At 60.3% G+C, this 20,596-nt stretch carries 21 protein-coding genes and 2 pseudogenes; 9 read left to right on the top strand and 14 right to left on the bottom strand.

Going from position 1 to position 20,596, the window contains the following annotated elements:
* Positions 1–136: 136 nt before the first annotated feature.
* The 3 genes from IC232_RS29370 to IC232_RS29380 all read right to left on the bottom strand — a co-directional run bounded on the left by IC232_RS29370 (position 137) and on the right by IC232_RS29380 (position 2,190).
* Positions 137–823 carry a Crp/Fnr family transcriptional regulator gene (locus IC232_RS29370; protein ID WP_312895250.1) on the bottom strand — a complete coding sequence of 229 codons (687 nt, stop codon included), beginning with the start codon at positions 821–823 and terminating at the stop codon, positions 137–139.
* Positions 824–1,433: 610 nt separating this feature from the next.
* Complete coding sequence (locus IC232_RS29375; protein WP_190848486.1) at positions 1,434–1,877, bottom strand: hypothetical protein; 444 nt, start codon at positions 1,875–1,877, stop codon at positions 1,434–1,436.
* 46 nt (positions 1,878–1,923) lie between these two features.
* Positions 1,924–2,190: a hypothetical protein gene (locus IC232_RS29380; protein ID WP_190848487.1), complete on the bottom strand. Its 267-nt coding sequence runs from the start codon at positions 2,188–2,190 to the stop codon at positions 1,924–1,926.
* Between the two features lie 854 nt (positions 2,191–3,044).
* On the opposite strand from IC232_RS29380, the gene IC232_RS29385 reads away from it, so the two are divergent.
* Both IC232_RS29385 and IC232_RS29390 read left to right on the top strand, forming a co-directional pair.
* Positions 3,045–3,425, top strand: a complete 381-nt coding sequence (locus IC232_RS29385) for a type II toxin-antitoxin system RelE/ParE family toxin (protein WP_190848507.1) — start codon at positions 3,045–3,047, stop codon at positions 3,423–3,425.
* 32 nt (positions 3,426–3,457) lie between these two features.
* A complete protein-coding gene (locus tag IC232_RS29390) occupies positions 3,458–3,754 on the top strand; it encodes a helix-turn-helix domain-containing protein (RefSeq protein WP_190848488.1) in 297 nt (98 codons plus the stop codon).
* Between the two features lie 188 nt (positions 3,755–3,942).
* On the opposite strand, the gene IC232_RS29395 is transcribed toward IC232_RS29390, so the two are convergent.
* The gene (locus IC232_RS29395) at positions 3,943–4,641 is read right to left on the bottom strand and encodes an IS6 family transposase (protein WP_409564989.1); all 699 of its coding nucleotides are present in this window, start codon (positions 4,639–4,641) and stop codon (positions 3,943–3,945) included.
* A 354-nt stretch (positions 4,642–4,995) separates the two neighbouring features.
* Here IC232_RS29395 and IC232_RS32705 point away from each other — a divergent pair, with 354 nt between their 5' ends.
* Positions 4,996–5,244 carry a universal stress protein gene (locus tag IC232_RS32705; RefSeq protein WP_281413447.1) on the top strand — a complete coding sequence of 83 codons (249 nt, stop codon included), beginning with the start codon at positions 4,996–4,998 and terminating at the stop codon, positions 5,242–5,244.
* A gap of 175 nt (positions 5,245–5,419) precedes the next feature.
* A complete protein-coding gene (locus IC232_RS29405; protein ID WP_190848491.1) occupies positions 5,420–5,557 on the top strand; it encodes a hypothetical protein in 138 nt (45 codons plus the stop codon).
* 137 nt (positions 5,558–5,694) lie between these two features.
* Here the strand turns inward: IC232_RS29405 and IC232_RS32155 are convergent, their stop codons facing one another.
* From IC232_RS32155 to IC232_RS29460, 10 genes and pseudogenes are all read right to left on the bottom strand, one after another.
* Complete coding sequence (locus tag IC232_RS32155; protein WP_246812485.1) at positions 5,695–6,591, bottom strand: adenylate/guanylate cyclase domain-containing protein; 897 nt, start codon at positions 6,589–6,591, stop codon at positions 5,695–5,697.
* 202 nt (positions 6,592–6,793) lie between these two features.
* Positions 6,794–7,018: a hypothetical protein gene (locus tag IC232_RS29415; RefSeq protein ID WP_190848492.1), complete on the bottom strand. Its 225-nt coding sequence runs from the start codon at positions 7,016–7,018 to the stop codon at positions 6,794–6,796.
* 108 nt (positions 7,019–7,126) lie between these two features.
* Entirely contained in the window at positions 7,127–8,410 is a 1,284-nt protein-coding gene (tnpC, locus tag IC232_RS29420; RefSeq protein ID WP_190848493.1) for an IS66 family transposase, read from the bottom strand.
* 87 nt (positions 8,411–8,497) lie between these two features.
* Positions 8,498–8,854 (bottom strand): lysozyme inhibitor LprI family protein, encoded by a 357-nt coding sequence (locus IC232_RS29425; protein WP_190848494.1) that lies wholly within the window; start codon positions 8,852–8,854, stop codon positions 8,498–8,500.
* 773 nt (positions 8,855–9,627) lie between these two features.
* Positions 9,628–10,809, bottom strand: coding sequence for a D-alanyl-D-alanine carboxypeptidase (locus IC232_RS29430; RefSeq protein WP_312895251.1), 1,182 nt, complete (start codon positions 10,807–10,809; stop codon positions 9,628–9,630).
* Positions 10,810–11,208: 399 nt separating this feature from the next.
* Positions 11,209–12,537 (bottom strand): annotated as a pseudogene (locus IC232_RS29435) (hypothetical protein).
* Positions 12,538–12,701: 164 nt separating this feature from the next.
* Complete coding sequence (locus IC232_RS29445; RefSeq protein WP_190848498.1) at positions 12,702–12,971, bottom strand: GlsB/YeaQ/YmgE family stress response membrane protein; 270 nt, start codon at positions 12,969–12,971, stop codon at positions 12,702–12,704.
* Between the two features lie 275 nt (positions 12,972–13,246).
* Entirely contained in the window at positions 13,247–13,498 is a 252-nt protein-coding gene (locus IC232_RS29450) for a hypothetical protein (protein WP_190848499.1), read from the bottom strand.
* A 327-nt stretch (positions 13,499–13,825) separates the two neighbouring features.
* Entirely contained in the window at positions 13,826–14,134 is a 309-nt protein-coding gene (locus tag IC232_RS29455) for a hypothetical protein (protein WP_190848500.1), read from the bottom strand.
* Between the two features lie 299 nt (positions 14,135–14,433).
* Positions 14,434–15,492 (bottom strand): class I SAM-dependent methyltransferase, encoded by a 1,059-nt coding sequence (locus IC232_RS29460; protein WP_190848501.1) that lies wholly within the window; start codon positions 15,490–15,492, stop codon positions 14,434–14,436.
* Between the two features lie 157 nt (positions 15,493–15,649).
* Between IC232_RS29460 and IC232_RS29465 the strand changes: the two are divergent.
* The 5 genes and pseudogenes from IC232_RS29465 to IC232_RS29485 all read left to right on the top strand — a co-directional run.
* Positions 15,650–16,429: pseudogene (locus tag IC232_RS29465) on the top strand (IS5 family transposase); the annotation flags it as partial.
* Positions 16,430–16,703: 274 nt separating this feature from the next.
* On the top strand, positions 16,704–17,723 hold the full coding sequence (locus tag IC232_RS29470; protein ID WP_190848503.1) for an ABC transporter substrate-binding protein: 1,020 nt from the start codon (positions 16,704–16,706) through the stop codon (positions 17,721–17,723).
* Between the two features lie 796 nt (positions 17,724–18,519).
* Positions 18,520–18,867 (top strand): hypothetical protein, encoded by a 348-nt coding sequence (locus IC232_RS29475; RefSeq protein ID WP_190848504.1) that lies wholly within the window; start codon positions 18,520–18,522, stop codon positions 18,865–18,867.
* A 34-nt stretch (positions 18,868–18,901) separates the two neighbouring features.
* Entirely contained in the window at positions 18,902–19,285 is a 384-nt protein-coding gene (locus IC232_RS29480) for a hypothetical protein (protein WP_190848505.1), read from the top strand.
* Positions 19,286–19,514: 229 nt separating this feature from the next.
* Positions 19,515–19,841 (top strand): DUF6894 family protein, encoded by a 327-nt coding sequence (locus IC232_RS29485; RefSeq protein WP_190848506.1) that lies wholly within the window; start codon positions 19,515–19,517, stop codon positions 19,839–19,841.
* The last annotated feature ends 755 nt before the right edge of the window (positions 19,842–20,596 follow it).

The following is a 20,596-nucleotide window of genomic DNA, read 5'->3' on the forward strand; positions in this document are numbered from 1 at the left end:
TGTGTTCTTTCCGGCGCAGTCAAATCTGGCAAATCAGCCAGTGTGGGGCTTTCCAAGAGTGGGGAGTTGGGGGCTGTTCTCCCTCTGGAACTGAAGCGCCTCTGCCATGAGCAAGGCGCTTCTCTTTGTTCGGCCGTCAATTACGCTCATAGGTGAGTAGTAAGAGTCCCTGGTACTTCTGCCGAATGACCTCATAGCACTCACAAGCCACCTTCTGAAGTCGAGGGCGGTCAACCACCGCAATTGAGCCTCTGGCTTGCCGGATCAGCCCCTTGTCCTGAAGGGTGCGCGTGACGTCGCTCACCGTCGAGCGCTGAACCCCAAGCATCTCAGCCAGAAACTCATGGGTGAGAGGGAGATCCGACCGACCCACCCTATCTTGCGTCATGAGGACCCAACGACAGCAGCGAGCCTCGACGTTGTGAACCGCGTTGCAGGCAACGGTCTGGAGCGTCTGCGCCATCAACGCTTCGGTAAAGCGCAGGACCAAGTGTTGGATCGCCGGCCGAGCCGCCATCGCCGCATGCATCTGGTCGAGTTCAATGTATGATGCGGTGCCGCCCAGTTGGGCGATGTAGCGCCCGAAGGCTTTGCGGGTGGCAAATGCGCTTACCAGGCCACACACGGCCTCGCACCCGAAGACCGCCATCTCGGCAGATTTGCCGTCCCTCATGACGGTCACAAGGGACACCATGGCGTCGTGGGGGAAATAGGTGCGGCTGATGATTTCGCCGGGCTCATAGAGCACCTGACCTCTTGGCAGGTCGATGAGCGTCAGGTGCGGCTCCAGATGAACAAAGTCCTCAGGCGCCAGAGCAGCCAAGAGCCGATTATCCTGGTGTCGCGACGTTCTCTGCACATATGCCATGTCAGGATCCTCTCAGCCGTTGAGGACGCAGCGTCACGGCACACAACAACATCGCACCTGAACACGAGGATACGGGCCCAATCCACAAGGGAATGAGCCCGTGGTGACGTGCAGTCACTCGCTACGTGCGTTGATCCGGCAAAGCCGGCTGTTCTCATCCAGATTGTTGAGCGGAAGGATGCCTCCGACACACAGACTGGCAGCGTGGAGGTATGCTTCGACCCTGGTGGTGTCTGTATCCTAGCCTCCATCGATTCAGGGCCGGGGCAGGTGCGCGGTCCAAGAACTATGGGAATTGGCTGCTGTGAGGAACCTGCATACCCAGTCAGGCCAATCCGCTTGCTGGTGACAGGAGTTTCAGAAGCGAGACGTCGACCCGTCACAAAGGCCCAAGCCTTGAATAAGGCGTTGGTTTCAGCGTAGCGGCAAAGAAAAAGGCCCGACCGATGGTCGGGCCTTGGCTCCCACTGCCAATGGATTGATGAGAGGGCAGGGTGCACCTACTGCGAAACTTGTTGGATCGGCATAATAACATCCATGCTAAGTAGTCGTTCCGTGCCGTCGCCTATGCATCACCCCCATACAGATTCATTACGTCGAGGATGAGGGAAAGGCCGATGATGTGGCCTGTCTCCAATCTCTCCTCGAGGGCGTGTTCCAGGTCGTCGACCATTGAACCTTTCGTGGGGTCCAGCGCCGCCGTACGGGCCTTTGCGAGCATTCCTTTGGGCGTCTTCGCGCGTGTCCGGACGATCCGTCCCTCCAGCTCATGCAGAGCCGCCACAACCTTGCGCAAAGGTTCGTCATATCGCTCCTCGGCCTCTTCCGATTGCCTGTAGAGCACGAGCAGGCGCTCCCATGCCTCCTGCCATTCCTGCCCCATGGCCACAAGGGCGCCATCATCGCCTCCAGGGACGGCAACCATTGCGAGGGCGGGGGATGCAGAGAGAGCCGTGCGGGAGGCTCCTAGGACAGAGCGGCGGGACAGATTGGGCTGCTTATTCTTCATGGTGAAAATCCGGTGCTGTGATGCTGTCGGGCTGTAGGGGAAGGGATTAGGCGGAGACGTCGGGCGGCCGGCTGAGAGCATCCGGACGCGCCCAAGGAGTGCAATCCGGCAGAGAGATGCCAAGGCTGGCTTCCAACTCATCCGTGAGGGTTTTCAGACGCTCCAGCGAGTGTGTGACATGGCCCAAGTGCTCCTTGATAATGGCCAATCGGATTTCGCGCTCCCGGCGAACATTCCAGCCACGGGGACGGCGGGGAGCAGGGGCGATTTGAGAGCCGTCGACGGCCACGAGACGAAGATGGGAGGAACGCATAGACGGTCTCCTTATGCGATGCGGGCGGCCAGTGAGGTGGCGTGCAGGGTCGTTGCCATTCCGGGTCTCCAATGGCTGGGGCAGGGATGCGAGGCGGTAGGTTTGGAACGCGCTTAGGAGAGCGACGGGGCCTGGGCTTGCTTGGTCAAGACGCCTTCCTCAGTTCATCGCGAGGGCACGTTGGGTCTTGGCGTGATGCCATATGAACCGGAGAGCGGAGCCCACGAGCTGTGACCAGGGAGCCTTGGAGCCCTTGGCCTTCTGGAGGCGGGCCTGAGTTATGGCAGCCTTCGTAATATGGCCGGATCGGGTTTGTCCTGGCGTCTTTCGCCATCATCGGCGGGGTTGTTGCCGAGCCTCTTCTTTGGCCGCTGTGGTCCCCGCGGCTGACTGTGGCCCAGCGGTAAGCACAATTCCGCCAGGCGGGCCCCACGCCCCTCCTGCTGACGCAGGTGAGGATGAGGCTTTTACTGGATCCCAGAGGGCCAAGTAGCAAAAAGGCAGGGTCGTTTCCAGATAATAAAATGATCCCGGGCAGCAAGGCCCAGGTCTGGATCTCTCCAGACGGGCAATCTGCGCTTCGACCGCTGCGAGTTTCTGCTCACGCCGCGATATGTCACGTCTTGCAGCGGACATAAGTTTTGGCTTTTTCGCCGGCATGTCGCACCCCCAATCCTTGTGGTAACTTCTTATTAACAAATTCAGTAGGGGCCACTGTGTCCTGCCGCACACACGGGCGCCCACCGAGCCCTTCAGGCCGGCTTGGGGTCTCGCCCATTTGGGGGGTCAAGGAGCTACTGGTATCCATTACATGGTTCTTGACGGAACTAATGGCAGCCATTACCGTTCTGAACATGCAGACGGTCATCCAGACACCCACCTTCCTAGCAGACGCCAAGGCGGCGGGCCTGGACGACACCGAGCTTGCCGAGATTGCCGCGACCATTGCCGCCAATCCTCTCGTCGGGGACATCATCCCCGGCACGGGTGGCGCCCGAAAGGTGCGGTTCGCAGGCAAGGGTAAGGGCAAGTCAGGCGGGTATCGGGTCATCACCTACTACGCTGCCGAGGACGTCCCCGTGTTCCTTCTGGCGTTGGTCGACAAAGGCCAACGGGCCGACATCAGCCAGGCAGACAGGAACGCCCTGCGTGAAATCCTTGGCACCCTTGCGGACGAGTACCGCGAAGGGGTGCGCAGGAAGCTACGGCAGACCCGGACCAAAAGAAGCACCTAAGCCGCAATCGAGCGGACCCGATGAGGAGCCCCATGACCACACTAGGCAAGCGTCTACTCCAGGCAGCAGAAGAAGCCCGGACCATCGCCCGGGGTGAGGCGGATCCGTCCACCTACAGGGTCCACGTGCCCGCAGAAATCAACGTGAAGGCCATCCGTCAGAGCCTGAAGATGACACAGGCTGAATTTTCAGCCCGCTACGGCTTCCCGCTCGGCACCCTTCGCGATTGGGAGCAGGGCAAGGGAAAGCCGGATACGTCCGCTCGGGTGCTTCTCCTCGTCATCTCGAAAGAGCCGCAAGCTGTCGAACGCGCCCTTCACGCCGCATAGGATTTATACATGGTCAAGACATGGCACTCCGGTCCTGGAGGCACGTTCAACTGCCCGAACTGCGGGGCGTTGTATGAGGTGACAATCACCCGGCTTCCCACACGCGACAAAGACAAGGCTACCGGTGAATGCGGCTCTGTCGCAAATCCTGGCTGAAGTTGAGGGAATAGAACGAACGTCGCACTGCGTCATGCGGCTAGCTGTTCGAACTGCTCCGCGAGCGAGAGACGTGGATTGCAGGCGTATTTCGCCTGTCCCTTGCGCATCATGTGAACCATCTCGATCCCACCCAGGATCGCCTGAGCGGACGCCATTGACTTGAGCCCGAGCATCGGTCGAACCCGGCGCTTGACGGCACGATGGTCCTGCTCAATGCGATTGTTGAGGCAGCGACTTTGGCGGACGCGAACGGGCTTCAGCTTCCGTCTCGACCGATCCCGGAGCCGGCTGTCCGTATCGCAGGCCAGAATGGCCTCCCGGTTCGTCTGGCTACCGTCGATCACAATCCGCTCAGGCCGACCATGCCGCTTGAGTGCCCTGTTCAGGAACCGTTTGGCGGCAGCCAGATTGCGCCGCTCGCTGAACCAGAACTCGACCGTGTCGCCGTTGCTGTCGATTGCGCGATACAGATATCGCCATTGGCCGCGGACCTTGATGTATGTCTCATCAACATGCCATTTGTCCGTCACAGGACGCTTGCGCCGATTGAACTGTTCCAGCAGGAGCGGCGCATAGTGGACTGTCCAGCGGTGGATAGTCGCGTGGTCCACCTGCACGCCGCGCTCGGCCATCATCTCCTCGAGATCGCGCAAGCTCAGGCTGTAAGCCAGGTACCACCGGACACAGAGCAGGATAACTGAGCGATCAAAATGCCTGCCCTTGAACACGCTACCCTCCATCCCTGAGCCAAGGGAGGATTAGCTGAAACTCTGAAACAAACTGTTGCGACACATCCGTACGGCGACCGTTACATCGGCAGCTTTGGTCGGGTTTTCGACCTGGTCGTGCTGGGACGACCCGCACGGCACGATGAGCCGCCGCGGCAGGCTACCCTTGAAGCTGCGCTGTTTGAGGGTGGGCGGCCGGTTCTAATGGTCCCACCCTCCTCGCCAGCATCGATCGGCACAACGATCGTGATTGCGTGGAATGGCAGCACGGAGACGGCCAGGACGGTGGCACTCAGCTTGCCCATTCTGGAAAAAGCCAGCCGCGTCATCGTGCTGACATGGGACGGATGGAGCATGGAAGGGCCGAGCGGAGCGGAACTGGCTCTTCGCTTGCGGAGAAAAGGCATCGTAGCCGAGGCAGTAACACGGAGGCTAAACATGCGTTCCCCGGGCGAGGCCATTCTGGAGGACGCGACCGCACTGCATGCGGACCTGGTCGTCAAAGGGGCCTATACCAAGAGCCGCCTGCAGCAGCTGATTTTCGGTGGGGCGACAAGCCATATCATCACGCATGCCGAACTGCCGGTGCTGCTGGCTCACTAGATGAGGCGTGGCAGTATCTCAGAACAATCTGAGGACGCCGCTTGCGCTGCCTATGGCGCCATACCGCGGACTTTCCTACTCCAAGCAGATCAAAGATAGCTGCTTCACCACACCTGCCTTTGAACTGAGTTTGCTTATCTACTTTATCTGTGACGTGTGACGGCTGGAGGGTTTTGTGACCCGTAAAGATCGCGTTGCGCTTTATGGCCGGATTGGGCTCATCCTGGCGTCCTTTGCAATGGTCGGCGGGGTTGTTGCCGAGCCGCTTCTCCGGCCGTTATGGTCTCCACGCCTGACCATCGCCCAACGATAGCTCCACCAGCAAGCAATCCCACACAGCTAACGAGCATAGAGCCTTTCGAAAGCAGGCGGACGAATGCCGCGCTTTCTGCACTCGTCACTGTCTGCCAGGCCTGCGGAGAACCCACCAGCCATCGCGCTAACAAGCTCTCAAGTGCAGGTTGCATCCGCATGAGGTCTCAAGGTCGAAGGCTCTTGGTGGAATTTGCTGCGGAACGTCGCCTCACTCACGGCTTGTCTGAGACGGCTCCTCTCTTTTGGACACCGGGCTACGGCGCAGCCCCATCCATAAAAGGACAACAAACAGAATGGACAGGGCCGGCCAATGAAACCAGATCTCGTGCAGGCCACTGAACAGATTGACCAGAAACAGGAACACAGAGACGACGATGCCCGCTCGCAGGGGAGGCTCGGCACGTGTGTCTTTGCTCCCGCCTTGTCGTGGGGCGGTCGAGCATAAATGGGTCGCGCAGCACTTAGGCTGGGCTCTACTCCGCGCCTGGATTCGAGTGGTCCAAGGGTTGTACCGCTCAGGGCCACCCGATAGCTCGTCACGGGAGCCGACACGTTCTTCATCTGCTGGCGAATATAATCGAAGCCGACGGATAGCTTGTTGTGAACCTGGTCATAGACCGGGCCTGAGACCAGGATGCCACCCGGTTCGGCCAGCTCCTGAATCCGCGCCGCGATGTTGACGCCATGGCCGTAGATGTCTGAGCCGTCCACCATCACATCGCCCAGATTGACCCCGATGCGGAACCGCAAGCGTTGCACCTCAGGCAAATGTGGGTCTTGGGTGGACAACTCCTGCTGGGTCTCAATGGCACATTGCACCGCCTCGACGACACTGGGGAACTCCGCAATGACAGCGTCGCCCCAGGTGTTGACGATCCGCCCATCATGACGCTCGATCAACGCCGCCATGGCTGCCCGGTACCGACGCAGGGTCGCCAGCGTGCCGGCCTCGTCCGCCTCCATCAGGTGCGAGTAGCCCTGCACATCCGCACACAACACCATGGTCAGCCGCCGTTTCAGCTTCTCGGTCATGGCGGGCACAATAGCGCATTGCACGCCACAGTGCATGGGTTGTCGCAATCCGCGCTGAAGTAGTTGAAGAGTCTTTTTTGCACTCATCAGCCTGATGCTGGGCCAGCTCGGCGGTGCCCTGCCGCGCGAGCTCACCGGCCGAACCCGCTACAGAACCTTTGGGCATCGTGTAGAGCTCATCCACTCGCCGAACTCGACGAGACTACTCGAGCCCTACTGTCTTGGGCGTGTTGGCCTCGATCTCTAGAACCGTTTGCTCTTCGGCCTCCAGCTCCCTCAGAGCCAACTCCCGCCAGTAGCGGAGCTCGGCGGTGTCCTTGCCAACCTGCTCCTCGGCCGTGATCGCGTCCCAGCCAGGTCCCTGCTCATCGGCCAGTTGCCGGGCGCGTGCCGTGATCTCCTCCTCCGTAAACCGCGGCGTGGTCATCGAGGATCTCCCTATTCCTGAACAGCGAGCAGGATCGTGCCGACCGAGTGTGACGAGACGGTGGTGAGCACGCTCCGTAATTACCCACGCCCTGCTCCGCACTGAGGTTCAGGTGGACACAGTCTGAAGGATTGTGTTGAACGCGTTGGTTCCCGGATCGAGGCGAGCCGTGTCAACGACCGTGCGTATGTCCGCCTCGCCCTCGGCGGCCCACATGGCCCGGTAGCCATTGGTCACCTTGCGCTGAATGACGGCGGGTCTGAGGGCGCGCTCGCAGGCGTTGTTGGTCGCGTCAATCAGTCCAGACCAGTGGGCGAAGGTCAGAAGCTGATCGCGGGCACGCCGGAACTTGGTCTGCCGGTCGCGGGCCAGATCGCAGGAGGTCGGCGCGGCCAGGATAGCGTCGAGACTGTGTTCCAGGGCCCGGCGCTTGCGGGCCAGGATCGAGGCGGCAAGCGTTGCGACACCCTCCGCCAGGGCAAAGACCCGGTGCAGCCACAGCTTGAGACGCGATGGCAGGACATCCGCGCTCGCCTCATCGGCATAGGCGACGTCGCGGGCGAGATGAGCCAGACAGGTCTGGTGGGCGTCGGCATGGCCCTGTTGCGCGCTATAGCGGTCGGAGCACCAGACCTCGGGTCGGTGCCCGTCCATCATGGTCCGGACCACGATGGCGCCCCGGGTCGGGGAAGCGTGATGGACCACCGCCTCCGAGCAGCGAAACACCCAATGGTAGGCGTTAGAGCCCTCAATCCGGACGCCGGTCTCGTCCGATGCGACGACCGCAGCTTGGCGCAGCGCTGCCACCGCCTTTGCCCGGCCCTCGGCAAAGCGCCCCTGCGCCCGGCGCAACATGTTCATCAACCCGCCCTGGCTGAGCGTGAGAGCGAAGAGGTCGGCCAACGCGGCTTGCAGCCGTTCGTAGGACAGGGCCTGGAAGGTCTTGAGATAGGTGGCCACAGCGTGCAGCCGCGGCCCGAACGGCGTCCCCTTTGCGGCGTCCGGCACGGGGGCGACGGCCCGCTTGCCGCAGGCGGGGCAGCGCACCGCCAGGCGCCAATGTTGGGTGACATGGGGCGTTATCTCCGGGAGATCGATCTGCTCGTGGATGCTGATCGTCTCCCCCGGCAAATTCGCTATCAGGACAGCCGAACAGCACGAGCACTGGTCAGGACGATGCTCGACCACCTCATCGGGCGTGGCGCTGATGATCCGGCTGTGGCCTTCATGGCCCGGCTTGGCACCGCCGGGCTTGGCCTGATCCCGACGCTGCTTGCGATCGGTCGAGGGCGGCTTTGAGGACGTGCGCGAGGTCTTCTGCGGATGCTGCATCCGCAGCACCAACTCAATCAGCTCTTCCTTCGTCAGGCGCTGCAAATCAGTGCGATCCATCTCCCCATGGATTCAGGAATTGCGCCTGCTGACAAGGCCGTGGGTAATTACGCACGCTCCTGCTCGGGCATTCCTCAATAGTCGCTGTCAGAAAGGACCACGCTTTGAGAGAGCCTCAAAACCGCCTCTGAGCTGCTGGATGCGCTCCCGATAGGCGTTACTCAAGCAGGGTCGATCGGCTTCACAGGCGGTACGCCGCTTGAGCCAGGCCGCCTGCTCATCCTCCATGTCACCGCGGGCGCCCATGCCGAGCAATGGCTTGAGCTGGGTGTAGAGAACTGCCATCTCGACAGCCTGGTCGTTCAGGTGCCGATCGGCGCAGACTGCCTTCTCGTCAGCAGCCTCGGCTTTGGAGCAGTCGAAACTGGCAGCCCGGGCAGGCTGCCATGCCGCGCTCATCAACAGAGCAGCAAGACCCGTGAGGCACAGAGCGTTCCTGATCATGGGACTATCCTCGAACATCTGACTGCTGAGCAAACCCCTCCAGCCATCTGAGGCTCCCGGTCATAGGGAACTGTTGTGAAGCAGGGTTGCTGCGTTGCAACACGGCGGGTATGCGCTCCGTACAGAAACGCAGAACTTTCGGGCGTGAGCCTCCATCTTGCGCGAGATGCGAACTTATAAGGCAGTCTGCTCTCGGATCAGATCGGCTGACGAGCGAGCTGGAATATACTTTTGGCAGCGACCCTACCTCTTCCGGATTGCTGCAGATGCGAGATAGTACGGGTACATTGGCTGCATACTTTGGGGGCAAGAGCATGCAACGGTTCGACGTTATTCGACTGCAGGAAGACCTCTGGTCGGTTGTTTGCCAAGGACAAACCCTCTACTCGTACACCACTGAGGAAGAAGCTCGGTGGGCTGCTCTTGCACTGGCAACAACCGCTTGCCAAGCGGACCCGCTGGGCTCGGTAGCGATCTCTCCAGCGCAGATAGGCCACGCGCGTCAGCATCAGCACCGAGTTCTTCAGATGACTGGGATGTAATGCTCCAGGCTCCCTCAAGTCTGAGGATGCCCCTTGCGATTGGAGAGCATATGGTAGAGTGGGGCAACCATGTCGCCTGCCTTCCAGTCTCTCGTTGCACGGCCGCTGATCGGCTTGATCGCCACCTTGCCGGACACACCTACTTATAGGCTGCACCACAGACTCTTAGGCTCTGCTTAGTAGCGGTTTTTGGGCGCGTGCGGAACTCCGGCTCGATGGATGCGCCTGCGGCTACAACTCGGACTGGATGGCTTTGAGTAGCCGAAAGCGCATCGCGCCGTCATTGCTTGTGAGTGCGATTACGAATCGTACACGCCCGTGCTTCGAAGTGTCGGCATAGCCCGCCAGGGTGCTGACGCCGGAAAAGGTGCCAGTCTTGAAGTGGGTGCTGTCGCCGCTGCGGAGCAAGGTCGCATGGGGCTCGAAGAGACGCAGCAACTGGGCAAGGCCGCGGGCCGTGAAGCGGTTGCCGCGGCTGATGCCCGAGCCTTCCTTGAGCTGAATGGACTCGGCGAGGCCGTGCCTGACGAGTATCTCGTTTGCGACCTGGAGCGACTTCTCGAGGCTGACGGGCCCGCCCAGGCGATGCGCGCCGATCTCCAGGAAGACCTGATTAGCGATGTAGTTGTTCGAGCTGAGGAGCAACCCGGCGAGGATCTCCGAAAGAGGGCGTGATTGCTGGTGAACGTAGACCGGCTCCAGGCCCTCAGGCACGGCTCCAGTCGAGATCTTGCCCTTGACGCTGCCGCCGGCCCGCTCGACGAATGCGGCGATCAGCTCGCCGGCATATTGCAGGCCCACAGCGGGGTGCTGGGTCAGGCTGATGCGACTGCGGCCCTGAGCACCGCGCGCCAGGAACTGGCTGATAGCCAGCGGCGTGATCGGGGTCTGCTCCTCAGCGGAGCGTACTGTTTTACCCTTCCGCACGGCGTGGATCGTGTTGAAGTTCACCGCCAGCGCGGAGTTCAGCGCGTCATAGGCTTCATCGGTGTTCTCGATGCCCGGGATACGGATGTCGGAGGGGTAGTAGCTTGCGTCCAGCACGATGCGGCTGAGCGGCTGTTTACCGATTGCAGTCACCACCGCCGGCGCGAGCTGAGCCAGCTCTTCGGAGACCAGAAAGGGATCGCCGCCACCGCGGATGTAGAGCACCCGGTCTTTGCCCAGGTAGAAGCGGGTCTTGAAGCGGTAGTCGGCGCCCAGGACTTCCATTGCCAGCCAGGCGGTCACGACCTTAGCGACGGAGGCAGGCACGAAGGGTTTATCCGCGTTCTGATTTACCAGTTCGTTGCCGTTTTCGTCCATCACGAGCACCAGCCCCGAGGCAGCGAGCGCAGTGAGCTTCTCCCTGGCATCGGCCTGGGCTTGAGCAGGTGACAGGAGCAGGGCGCAGGCGAGTAGGTGAGGCCGCACGTGGACGCCAACCCGTGCTCTCCAACTCGTCGTTCTCGGTAGTCGGCTCAACATAGCTCTATGGCCTCATTAGCTTCCATGAGATGTCTGGGATTGGGCGCTTAGGGGACGTATGCTGCGGGGCGGTCGGCTGAGGATGAAGCTCGCGTTTGTCTCCTTGGTAGGCAAGTCCTCGAAGAAACACGGATGTATCTAAGGCTCGCTTTTGTCGATCTAGTGCCTCAAAAGCACACTGGCCTATCCACCCAGTTCCTCTCCGAAGATCCTCAATTTGCTAGAACCATGACGAGAATATGGTGGCTGGAGCCTACGTCTAACGGCACGTTCGTGACGGTTGTCGCCGATGTTGTGCCTTCTGACGTTCGTTGCGGATCAATCTCTCGGGAGGGCTTCTGCTGATCAGAGGCTCCCGGCAGAGATTGAGAGCTGTATCGGGCGCTTCATACCTTCGGCATGCCAAGTCACTAGGAGATCCCCGCCGGCGTCTACATTCAGCTCGAGCCAGTTTCGTGCCCGAAGATAACGTCTGTTTGAGCCAGGAAGCGGCAGCAGTCTCGCTGTGATGGCTGACGTAACCCGGAGTTCCTTTGTACTGCTCCATTCTAGCACTCGGCTTGCCAAGTGACCAGCGGGAGGGTGAACAATGCCGGATGAGGTCAGTTGATGAATACGTGCCCCCACTCCCTCGATGACGCCCAGTGCCCCGAGGTCGATCTCGCCAGATAGCGACGTTACTCGTGTACCTGTCCGAGCTGGGAATTTCAGAACCACATCCAAGAGCCGCGCCCACTCGTCCCAATGCGCACGGCTCACCCACTGATCGATGAGATCGTCCTGCCAGGACTGGTGTCCGGGAATGATTGCGAACAGCCGCTCCAGCGAGGTCAAGTGCGCGTTGACCAATGGCACCGTGGAAACCAGCAGGAGGTGCCGACAGCCGGCCAGGCTGTCGAGTGCCGCTGTGAAGGCCTGCCATCCGGCCTCGCCCATGACTCTTCGGCGGTTCCGCTCCGAGCGCAAATCTGGCGCCACAAGGCCGATCTCGCCCACCCGGTAAGCCCAGCCAAAGTGATCGCCGGTTCGTGCCGCAAAGCTCTCGGGCAGGTCGTCCGGTCGGGCAGCGAGCAGGAACAGTGTGAAATGTTCGCGGGCAGCGGACCAGATGCCCTGAAGCACAGGGCAGGCGGTCCATTCTGCGCCGTAGCTTCCCCATCCATCAAGGATGTCATGGTCGTCTCACATCATTAACGATGGAATGGAGGCGAGAAGGGGTGCAAGCTGTGGCTGCCCCCAAAGGGAGCGATAGCTGTCGAAGTAGTAGTTGGCAACGGCCTCTGCCATCTCAGGTGAGAACGGGACCTGCCGACGCTTGCGCAAAGGCAGCCCCCGCCAGGCGGACAGCGCTGGGACCTTGCGCCAGATCGGGTCAGCATAGAGCTGATCGCCGCCCTGGAGCAGGAGATGGAAGGGGGCGCGAGTGTGCTCCTGCGCCAGATCCAACCACATGGCATTGCGTTCATCCAGGTTTGTCCAGACATCATCACGCTTGCTGCCGTTGCAGGCTGTGAATGCGAGGTGGAGCGAGGCGCCTGCTGCAGGCACATGGACCCGGTAAGTCTGGTCCCCGATACGGTACTCCCGATCGCGCGGGTTCTGTTCGATTGAGAAAGCAGAGTCGTACCGCCACAGGACGTGGTGATGGCGCCGAGCAAGCGGACGGGGCAGCACGCGATCCCTGTCGGTTGAGAGCGGAGGAGGCTCGTCCGCATCGGTGCTCGTGATCAGGCAGGAGAGATGCCACAATCCGGAGTGGCTGCCGCGAAAGACGAGTAGAACCGCTAATGAGCGCTCCCGATGTCGACCAATGATGAAGCCGTTGGATTCGGTGGGTGTCAAATGGAGGAGGTTGGACGTCGGCTCCTGAAGAGAACACCCCAGATCAGAAGCAAAATAACCGCTCCGAAGACGGCGGCGATCAACCCGGTGCTGTCCTCCGCCTGATACCAGCCTGCCTCCTGTCCCAGATACGAAGCCGCAACGGCGCCGATGATGCCCAGGAGGCCGGTCAGCACGAACCCGAAAGGTCCCTTTCGGCCGGGCGTCACAAGCCTGGCAATCACGCCAGCGACCGAGCCGAGCGCCACGATCCACATGATGCTCATGAGAGCTCCTGCCGAGAGACATCGTCCAGGAGGCAACCCGGGTGCCCGGCTGGGGTTGCAACGCAGAACGCTGCCATCCCGCAATTAGCAGACAGTCCAAGGCAATAAGCCTGGCAAGGCTTGTGAGCGGCACAAGTAAGGCAGGGCCGCTCTATCGGTGACGGTCGCCATTTGGCACGGGGCTGACCTTAGCCGTACTTCCGCACTGCTAGGATGAGCGGACTCTCGTTCAAGCCCTTGCTCCTACTGAGGCTGCCCCGTTGCTGCACAGATCCTCAGCGGCGATGCAGTAGTCGACGGAGGAGGGCATCGACGATGAGGCCCTTCACTCCGTGCGGACGGTAGTGTTCCGGGTAGCCGTATCCATGCCCGTATGGAGGGTACCCGCCGTGATCCCAGTGCCGTCTGCCCTTGTATTCCTTCCGCTTCTTGTACTTCCACGGCTTGCCATGGCCGTATCCGTATCCGTAGCCGGGTTGCCGGCTCTGCCAGAGAAAGAAGATGAGCTTGACGATTTTCTTGAACATTCGAGATCCCATGTGCCGTGGTCGTGCGGACAGCCTTGGATGGCCGTGACGCCTAGCCGAGAGGCCCTCGTCGCGCGCCCATCCGGCGTACCCTGCGTAGGTTTGTGAAAAGGGCGAACGAGAAAGCTCGCCGTCAAGCCGATGTCATCGAATGGGAATCTGCATGGATATCTCCCAAGTTCAGAGCACGTCACACGCGCTCGTCAGGTGAGAGAGTCCGACATCGCAACCTCATGGGAGATCGCCAGAGGGGCCCGGACCCCGATGACATTGATCTGGTGGCAGGATCGCTCTTTTGCAAGCCTGTCTTCCACGGCTCGGCCGCCGTCATTCCTTCCGTGACGCGTCACGGATCAAGGTGTCCGCGATCGCTTGGCGCTCCTGGGTGAGGGAACCAGTCGCGACGGACTGACCCGCTCGCCTGTACCAGTAGCCTGCATTCGAGAGATCGCCTTCCTTGCGATGCAGATAGGCATGGACCCAGGCGCATTGACGGTCGGCCTCGTCCATCTGGACGAGGCCGTGAGCCCTTTCCCAGTCATCCCGGGCGTCCCACCAGAGGGCCTGCAACGCTCGGCTCCAGCCTTCAGGAGGATCGGAATGAGACAAGGACGCCTCGAACGTGTCGAAACTCATGATCCACCTTGCAACGGCATTGACGCAGGAAGCTGTGTACGTGTCAGCGATATAGTTCGGTCCGCGTCGACGGAAAGCTTCAGGACCGCTTGTCGGGTTCCGATGTACTCACCGTGCAACAGGTCTCGTCGGGTGCCTCGGCTGAATGACCGTCGCGGTAGTAGTAGGTCGCATCGCCCGTTAGGATCCCGGCCAGCCCGATCCGAACGTCCACATTGGCGCAGTGAGTGGATGTTACGGCGACGGGTACCATGGTCGGATGATGGCGACAGCGGCCGTGTTGCACCAGTTCGAGAGGCTCAGTTGGGGCGCACGGCCGACAGGAGGGCCGCGCCCGGCATGGTCTGGAGCCAGATCGGCCTCAGGGGGCTTAGGCCCGCAGCCCTGTGCCAATTCTGAACGGCTTCCACCGACCATGTTCCCGATGTGCTGGTCAGAGCGAAATAGACGTCCAGCACCGCTCCGAGCCTTCGGTTGGACTGATCTGCATCCGCCGGGGAGTTAATCCGAACCGCATCCATGACCATGAAGACCCCTCCCGGTCTGAGGGCACGCGCCACCTTCTGGGCCAGCAAATGGTTCTTGCCGGCATCAAAGTGATGGACGAGATTTGCAATCAGCACCACATCATAGGTCCTGCTCCCGAGATCATCCTCCAGTGCATTGCCGACACGGTGGACTACCCGGTCTCCCATGCCCTCCTTAGTCAGGATCTCGGCGGCAGTCGAAATGGCCTCGGGCAGCTCCAGGATCGTCGCCGTCAATTCGGGATGGCGCCGACAGAGCTCGACCGAATAGAAGCCATGCGAGCCGCCAATGTCGAGCAAGACCTCGGCCCCCTTCGGCACAGGGGCCCGCCGGGCCAGCTCCTTGGCCGGGGCGGTCGACAGATCCCGCATGCCCCACTGGTAGCGGCGCCATTCCTCAGGGCTGAGTGTCCGGTGCATGTCTCGGGCAGTGCCATCATAGAGCCATTGGTCGAAGCCGTCCGTCCAGCGCCATTCGATCTCCTGGAAGTCGAGCTTGTGCACCACCGTATGCGGACTGTCAGCGAGCAGCCATTTCCGAGATAGCCGATTGAGTTCATAGCGACCGTCGCGGTACCGCAGGTAGCCGTGAGCCAGAAGCGCGTCGAGCACCTTCTCGGTCGCTTGACGGTCTGTGCCGCGCGCGGCTGCGATCTCCTGGGCCGTGCGTCCGCCGTCGTGCAGGGCCTCGAACAGACCCGCCTTTGATGCCGCCATGATGATCCGGGCGAACTGAAATGCGGCCTGGGTGTCGGCCAGCGGTTTCGGGCCAAGATTCAGCCGAAAGGCGAGCCGCTCCAGGAGAGTTTCGGCATGGGCGCCCAGTCGCATCGCACGTCACTCCTCAAGGCCTCGGATGATCTTAGTCGTAGCAATGATGACGCGAGGAGCGAAGGGGGCAGAGAGACGTTGGTGCATAAATTGGTTTGAGCGTCGCGGCCCGGCTGGCGGTGAGGTATAGCGGCGGTCCTCTGACGCCGAGAGCTGGATGCCCTACAAGATCAATCAAGACCGCCACCACAAGTTTCCAAAGGCCCGCTACCGTCTGAAGAACTGGCGGGACTATGATGCAGCACTATGCCGGTGGGGCGACTTGACAGTGTGGGTGACACCCGCCGCGATGGCTGCATGGACGCCGCCTGGCAATGACAGGCGCAGGCGACCGCAGAAGTACTCTGAGATTGCGGTTGAAACGGGCTTGATGCTCCGGCTGGCGTTTGGCCGTGCCTGGCGCCAGACCGAAGGCATGCTGGCCTCGATCATGCGTCTGCTCGGTCTGGATCTGCCGGCGCCCGATCACACCACCTTTGCGCGCCGCAGCGCCGATCTGACTGTCGCAAGGGCGGTGAGCGTCGCACGCGGACCGGTGAACGTGGTGATCGACTCCACTGGCCTGAAGGTGTTCGGGGCAGGCGACTGGCAGCGCGAGAAGCATGGCGGCAAGGGGCGCCGGACCTGGCGTAAGTTACACCTTGCTGTTGATCCCGACGCCGGCGAGATCGTCGCGTCGGAGCTGACCTCCACCGAAGACGGCGATGCCTCACAGGTCGGGCCGTTGCTGGATCAGATCTCGGGCCCAATCGCCTCGGCCACGGCGGACGGCGCATACGACGGTGCTCCTGTCTACCGTACCATTGCCGAGCGGGATCCTGCCGCTGAAGTGATCATTTCACCACGCTCAACGGCAGTGCCGAGCGACACGGCCGCAGTTCATCCTGAAGCCGAATCTCGCATTGGTGAACCAGTTCAGAGCCGGTGCAGGAAAGGGATAGCCAAGCTAAAATTTTGATCACACTTGCTGCTGGAGGTGACCGGTGAGAGCGCAAGCCGCTCTCAGACTGCCCGCCGTAAACATGCGGGGCGGACTGGGGTACCTCGTGATACGACTTGCCCCTTCTATTTGGTAGAAATATTATGCTTAGGCGTTCGCCGAGGCATCGTCAGGTCCGGAGCGAGAGCATTCGCGTTGCTCATGCAGTTGCGTGCCGTGGGGACGAACTCCGAACCCAGCGGCCTCGCCGAGATCATGCTCGGAGGTGGTCATGCGCCCATGCCGTTCGGGCCTGCACGTCAGAACCGCGTGCGTTCTTGCATTTGCTAGCTTCATTCTTGGCCTGATGTCGGTAGTACAAGTGATCGCCCAGCAGCCCCGCCGAATTGGTAGGCTTCTGGTGGTTGATCCTTGCCCACCCAACAACATTTTCGGAGCCGATGACACTCTCACCCGAGTTCTGGCTGAGCGCGGGTGGATACAAGGACAGAACCTCCTGATTGACTGCATCTCCGCAGGCGGGCGGCTCCCGGACATTGGCAGACTCGCTGCCCAACTCGTCGCTCGCCAGCCCGAGTTGCTCGTGACCCAGAGCAGCCCGGCTATCCGCGCCTTGCTTGCGACGCAGACCACTATCCCAATTGTCATGTCCACACCCGATCCAGTGGGCGAGGGCTATGTTCAGTCTCTTGCGAAACCAGGAGGAAATATCACCGGAGTACATGACCTGAGCCTCGATCTTGCTGCCAAACGAATCGAACCTCTCAGAGAGTTCATCCCTGAGTTGACGAATGTCGCTGTCCTGTACCGGGCGGGAGGTGATGCCACCTTCTTCAAGCGCCTGGAGGATCAGCTAAACCGGGCTGTGGACCGTTTCGGCATTCAGTGGCGCGTGTACCATCATCAGAACCGCCCAGAAGACTTGGAACCACTCTTCCAAGCCATGCGCCAAGATGGAAACCACCTTCTTTACCTCGTGGCGACCCCATACTCGTTAGGCAACCGCAAACTCATCAGTGAGCTTGCACTGAAGCACGGCATTCGAGTGCTCGCCGAGCATCCGCAGTTCGCCCAGGATGGGGCCTTGCTGAGCTATGGGGTGGACACGGGGGAGGTTCAGCGCCCCATGGCAGCCCAGATCGACGCCATCCTGCGGGGTGCAAAACCCGACACACTACCGATTGAGCAAGTAACGAAACTTCACCTCGTCATCAATATGAAAACAGCCAGCGCTTTGGGTGTCGAGATCCCGCCTGAGATCCTTGCTCGTGCCGACCATGTGATCGAGTAGGTAACGGCGTCAGTTGCACTCTGGCTATGAACGGCGCAGCCCTGACACGGCGAATCGGCGGCAACGGCTGATCGAATACTGAGTGGCCCGCTTTTCGATGGGTCGATCACCTAAGCTATGCCACATGGTCTCACCAGATCATTCCGGTCTCTTTGCTATTTGGAACTGCACGAATAGCGGAGTAGCGAGAGCATAGCCCCATAGGGTCTGGAGGATGATGGACGCTTTAATTGATGCGAAGGCAGAATGGACGGACCAGGACTCCTTCGAGGCCGACCGTGAGAAGACGAGGTCTGGCTGATACCGAGTACCTTCTGATCCCTCGATAGATGGCCGGATAAACCGATTTTACGCTGGGTTCCCCGAACAAGATAATCGCCGCCGCCACGGCCAATCCGGGTCAATTTTCCTATTTAAACGACGCCGTGCCTGTTCCGGGAGGATGAGCGCCTGTCTTGGGGGAGGTTGCTGTCCGAGCTTGGGACCACATCGCTCCTCTCGCGTGTACACTTTAATCGATAACCCGATATGAATGGGCTGAACATTTCAAGGCCTCGGCACCGCAGGCGCATCTGAGAGCAGAACCAGTTGGCGTAGGTGGCGTTGACGTGTGTCCACTCCATCCGGTGGGCTGACCATTAATCAAGAGGCTACTTCGTTTCATAAACGGGTTTCATACAGTAATTGAGACCGTTGATGGGATGCTTTTTGCTACCGCCGTGGCAGCCGTAAGTGTCGCCACCCTTTTTGTTCCTAATCGTCATAGGGGTTGCTTGAGAAGGTTCGGAGAACGGCCATGACCGAACTTGGAACACGTCCAATGGTGTTGTGGGACACCCTGAAGCTGTCTGCCCAACCCTTGCGCGGACGCAGCGATATTCTAGTGGTCGCTCAGGTCGAGGTGCGGGACAGCGGGCAGAAGCGTGCTGACGAATACCGGATCAACTTTGAGATCAACCGGCATCATGGCCTTGTGTCGTATGACACGGAAGTTCTGGTGTCGGCTGTGGGAGCGGATGGCCCCCGCTGGCGGTATTCCGGACGGCGCGACCTCGTTGTGGCCGTTAAGGACCGCTTCCTCAAGACGCAACTCTACAGCCATGTGGCCGGTCAACTGGGCTGGGTTCCGGCCACAAGTGCGTAGCCACCACACCCCTGAATCAGCGCGGAGGCGTGTCATGCCTGAAGCACGTGTTGGTGTTCGAATGGCTGATGACCGGCAATCCGTGGCCATTGAGATTGGCCCTGTTGAAGGCCCGTCAGCACCTGTTGCCCTGAACCTTGAACAACTCACCAAGGTGATTACCGTGTTAGGGCAAGCGCGAATGCAGATGCTTGAGGGGCAGCGGATCGAGGCGCTCGATGGCACCACGGTCAACACCATCAACAATCCCATGTGGTATGTTCAGATAGCCAAGATTGATGGGTCGCTCCTTGCATTCAACCACCCGGCCTACGGGCCAGTTGCCTTTGCCATTCCCAGAGAGGATGTGGATAGGATTGTTGGCATCCTGACCAATCACCTTGCCCTTCCGGTCTGCCAGCCAGACAAGCCAAGCTGAGGCACCAAGTAGGGCATGCCCGCGTTATCTAAAGGGATGCTGTAGAGGCAGCCCGATGACCAATCACGGCTTCAAGTCTGTGGTCCTTCCGCTGATGATCACCCTTGGGCTGAGTGTCCTTGGAGTGCTGATCGCAGTCCTTGCAGGAGTTGCTTGGGAATAAACAGCTTGCAAGCCTCCTGGTTGGCATGCCTGAGCCTATCCCTATGAGCAGATTACGGGTGCCGTCTTGCTGGCTAATATTCCTGCTACTATGCCCCAGTACCATCTGCTCGTCTGCAATCAGCACAATCGCATCAAGTATCCCAAGAGCTTTGACTTGCCTGACATTGAGACGGCGCGGGATGCTGCACGACGGGTCGCCAAGGTCTTCATGGAGGTCGTTCCGTACTGGAATGATTTGTCTCCCAACCAGCAGGACGAGTTCAGGGTAGAGATTGTTGATGAGGCCAGTGAACGGCTGTTGACCGTTCCCTTCAAGGAACCGGGGGAAGCCTTGCCCGCACCCGAGGAGGGCGGGCCACATCACGATAGGCGAGGTGACGAAAGTGAATAGACCTCAAGGGGAGACATCATACCCAAAAATGGAATGCCCGCAGCAGGAAGCGGCCTCGCCATAATGTACAATCTGCCTTGTGGAGTATCCGATGGCGCACAGGTACCATGTTCATCAGCTTGTTCGCATGAGGGTGCTGCTGTTGGATAAATCCCGCAACGGCATCCATGAGATCGTCCGCTTGTTGCCTCTCGCCACGAATGGAACTCCGCTCTACCGGATTAAGAGTGCAACGGATAGGACGGAGCGTGCCGTTACAGAGGATGAGATCGAACCCGCATCCCATTAACTCTGGGCTTGGGCCATTATCTCAACGAACTATTTTGATTGCGGTGCTCGGCCAAAGACGTTTGCGATTGGCCACCTGTTGGCTGGTTCTAAGAAGCTGGAGCGGAGCATACCAGCAGACACTTGGTTCAGCTTTCGTGGGACGCACGGGATTGTACACAAAGCTGGGAATGTCGGGATCCTGGATACTATGGTTCAGCCGTTGGATTGTTCCCGAATGTCCTTGGGTCAGCGGATCTGCGATGTGTGGCAAAGCCGGGATGGTGCCGTGTACGTGCTCACGAATAAGGCCAGTGGCCAGATCCTGCGTCTGATGCCAGCTGATTGGGCCGGACGACAAGGCTCATGCCCCTGTCGTAACGCCACGCTTCGTCCTGTGCAACGGACAACAAAAAGCCCCGGCTTTTGGCCGTTGCGACCAGAGAGGCAGGAGGTGTCGCATACATTTAACCACCTGACTCGAAAGG

This window comes from Microvirga sp. (genome assembly GCF_014699075.1).
Lineage (GTDB): Bacteria > Pseudomonadota > Alphaproteobacteria > Rhizobiales > Beijerinckiaceae > Microvirga.

Coding starts and splice junctions, on each gene's coding strand:
- IC232_RS29475 (WP_190848504.1), top strand. CDS start 18,520: ATGACCGAACTTGGAACACGTCCAATGGTGTTGTGGGACACCCTGAAG.
- tnpC (WP_190848493.1), bottom strand. CDS start 8,410: ATGGATCGCACTGATTTGCAGCGCCTGACGAAGGAAGAGCTGATTGAG.
- IC232_RS29445 (WP_190848498.1), bottom strand. CDS start 12,971: ATGAGCATCATGTGGATCGTGGCGCTCGGCTCGGTCGCTGGCGTGATT.
- IC232_RS29460 (WP_190848501.1), bottom strand. CDS start 15,492: ATGCGACTGGGCGCCCATGCCGAAACTCTCCTGGAGCGGCTCGCCTTT.
- IC232_RS29415 (WP_190848492.1), bottom strand. CDS start 7,018: ATGACCACGCCGCGGTTTACGGAGGAGGAGATCACGGCACGCGCCCGG.
- IC232_RS29375 (WP_190848486.1), bottom strand. CDS start 1,877: ATGAAGAATAAGCAGCCCAATCTGTCCCGCCGCTCTGTCCTAGGAGCC.
- IC232_RS32155 (WP_246812485.1), bottom strand. CDS start 6,591: ATGACCGAGAAGCTGAAACGGCGGCTGACCATGGTGTTGTGTGCGGAT.
- IC232_RS29480 (WP_190848505.1), top strand. CDS start 18,902: ATGCCTGAAGCACGTGTTGGTGTTCGAATGGCTGATGACCGGCAATCC.
- IC232_RS32705 (WP_281413447.1), top strand. CDS start 4,996: ATGGAAGGGCCGAGCGGAGCGGAACTGGCTCTTCGCTTGCGGAGAAAA.
- IC232_RS29390 (WP_190848488.1), top strand. CDS start 3,458: ATGACCACACTAGGCAAGCGTCTACTCCAGGCAGCAGAAGAAGCCCGG.
- IC232_RS29385 (WP_190848507.1), top strand. CDS start 3,045: ATGCAGACGGTCATCCAGACACCCACCTTCCTAGCAGACGCCAAGGCG.
- IC232_RS29380 (WP_190848487.1), bottom strand. CDS start 2,190: ATGCGTTCCTCCCATCTTCGTCTCGTGGCCGTCGACGGCTCTCAAATC.
- IC232_RS29450 (WP_190848499.1), bottom strand. CDS start 13,498: ATGTTCAAGAAAATCGTCAAGCTCATCTTCTTTCTCTGGCAGAGCCGG.
- IC232_RS29470 (WP_190848503.1), top strand. CDS start 16,704: ATGCGCCCATGCCGTTCGGGCCTGCACGTCAGAACCGCGTGCGTTCTT.
- IC232_RS29425 (WP_190848494.1), bottom strand. CDS start 8,854: ATGATCAGGAACGCTCTGTGCCTCACGGGTCTTGCTGCTCTGTTGATG.
- IC232_RS29455 (WP_190848500.1), bottom strand. CDS start 14,134: ATGAGTTTCGACACGTTCGAGGCGTCCTTGTCTCATTCCGATCCTCCT.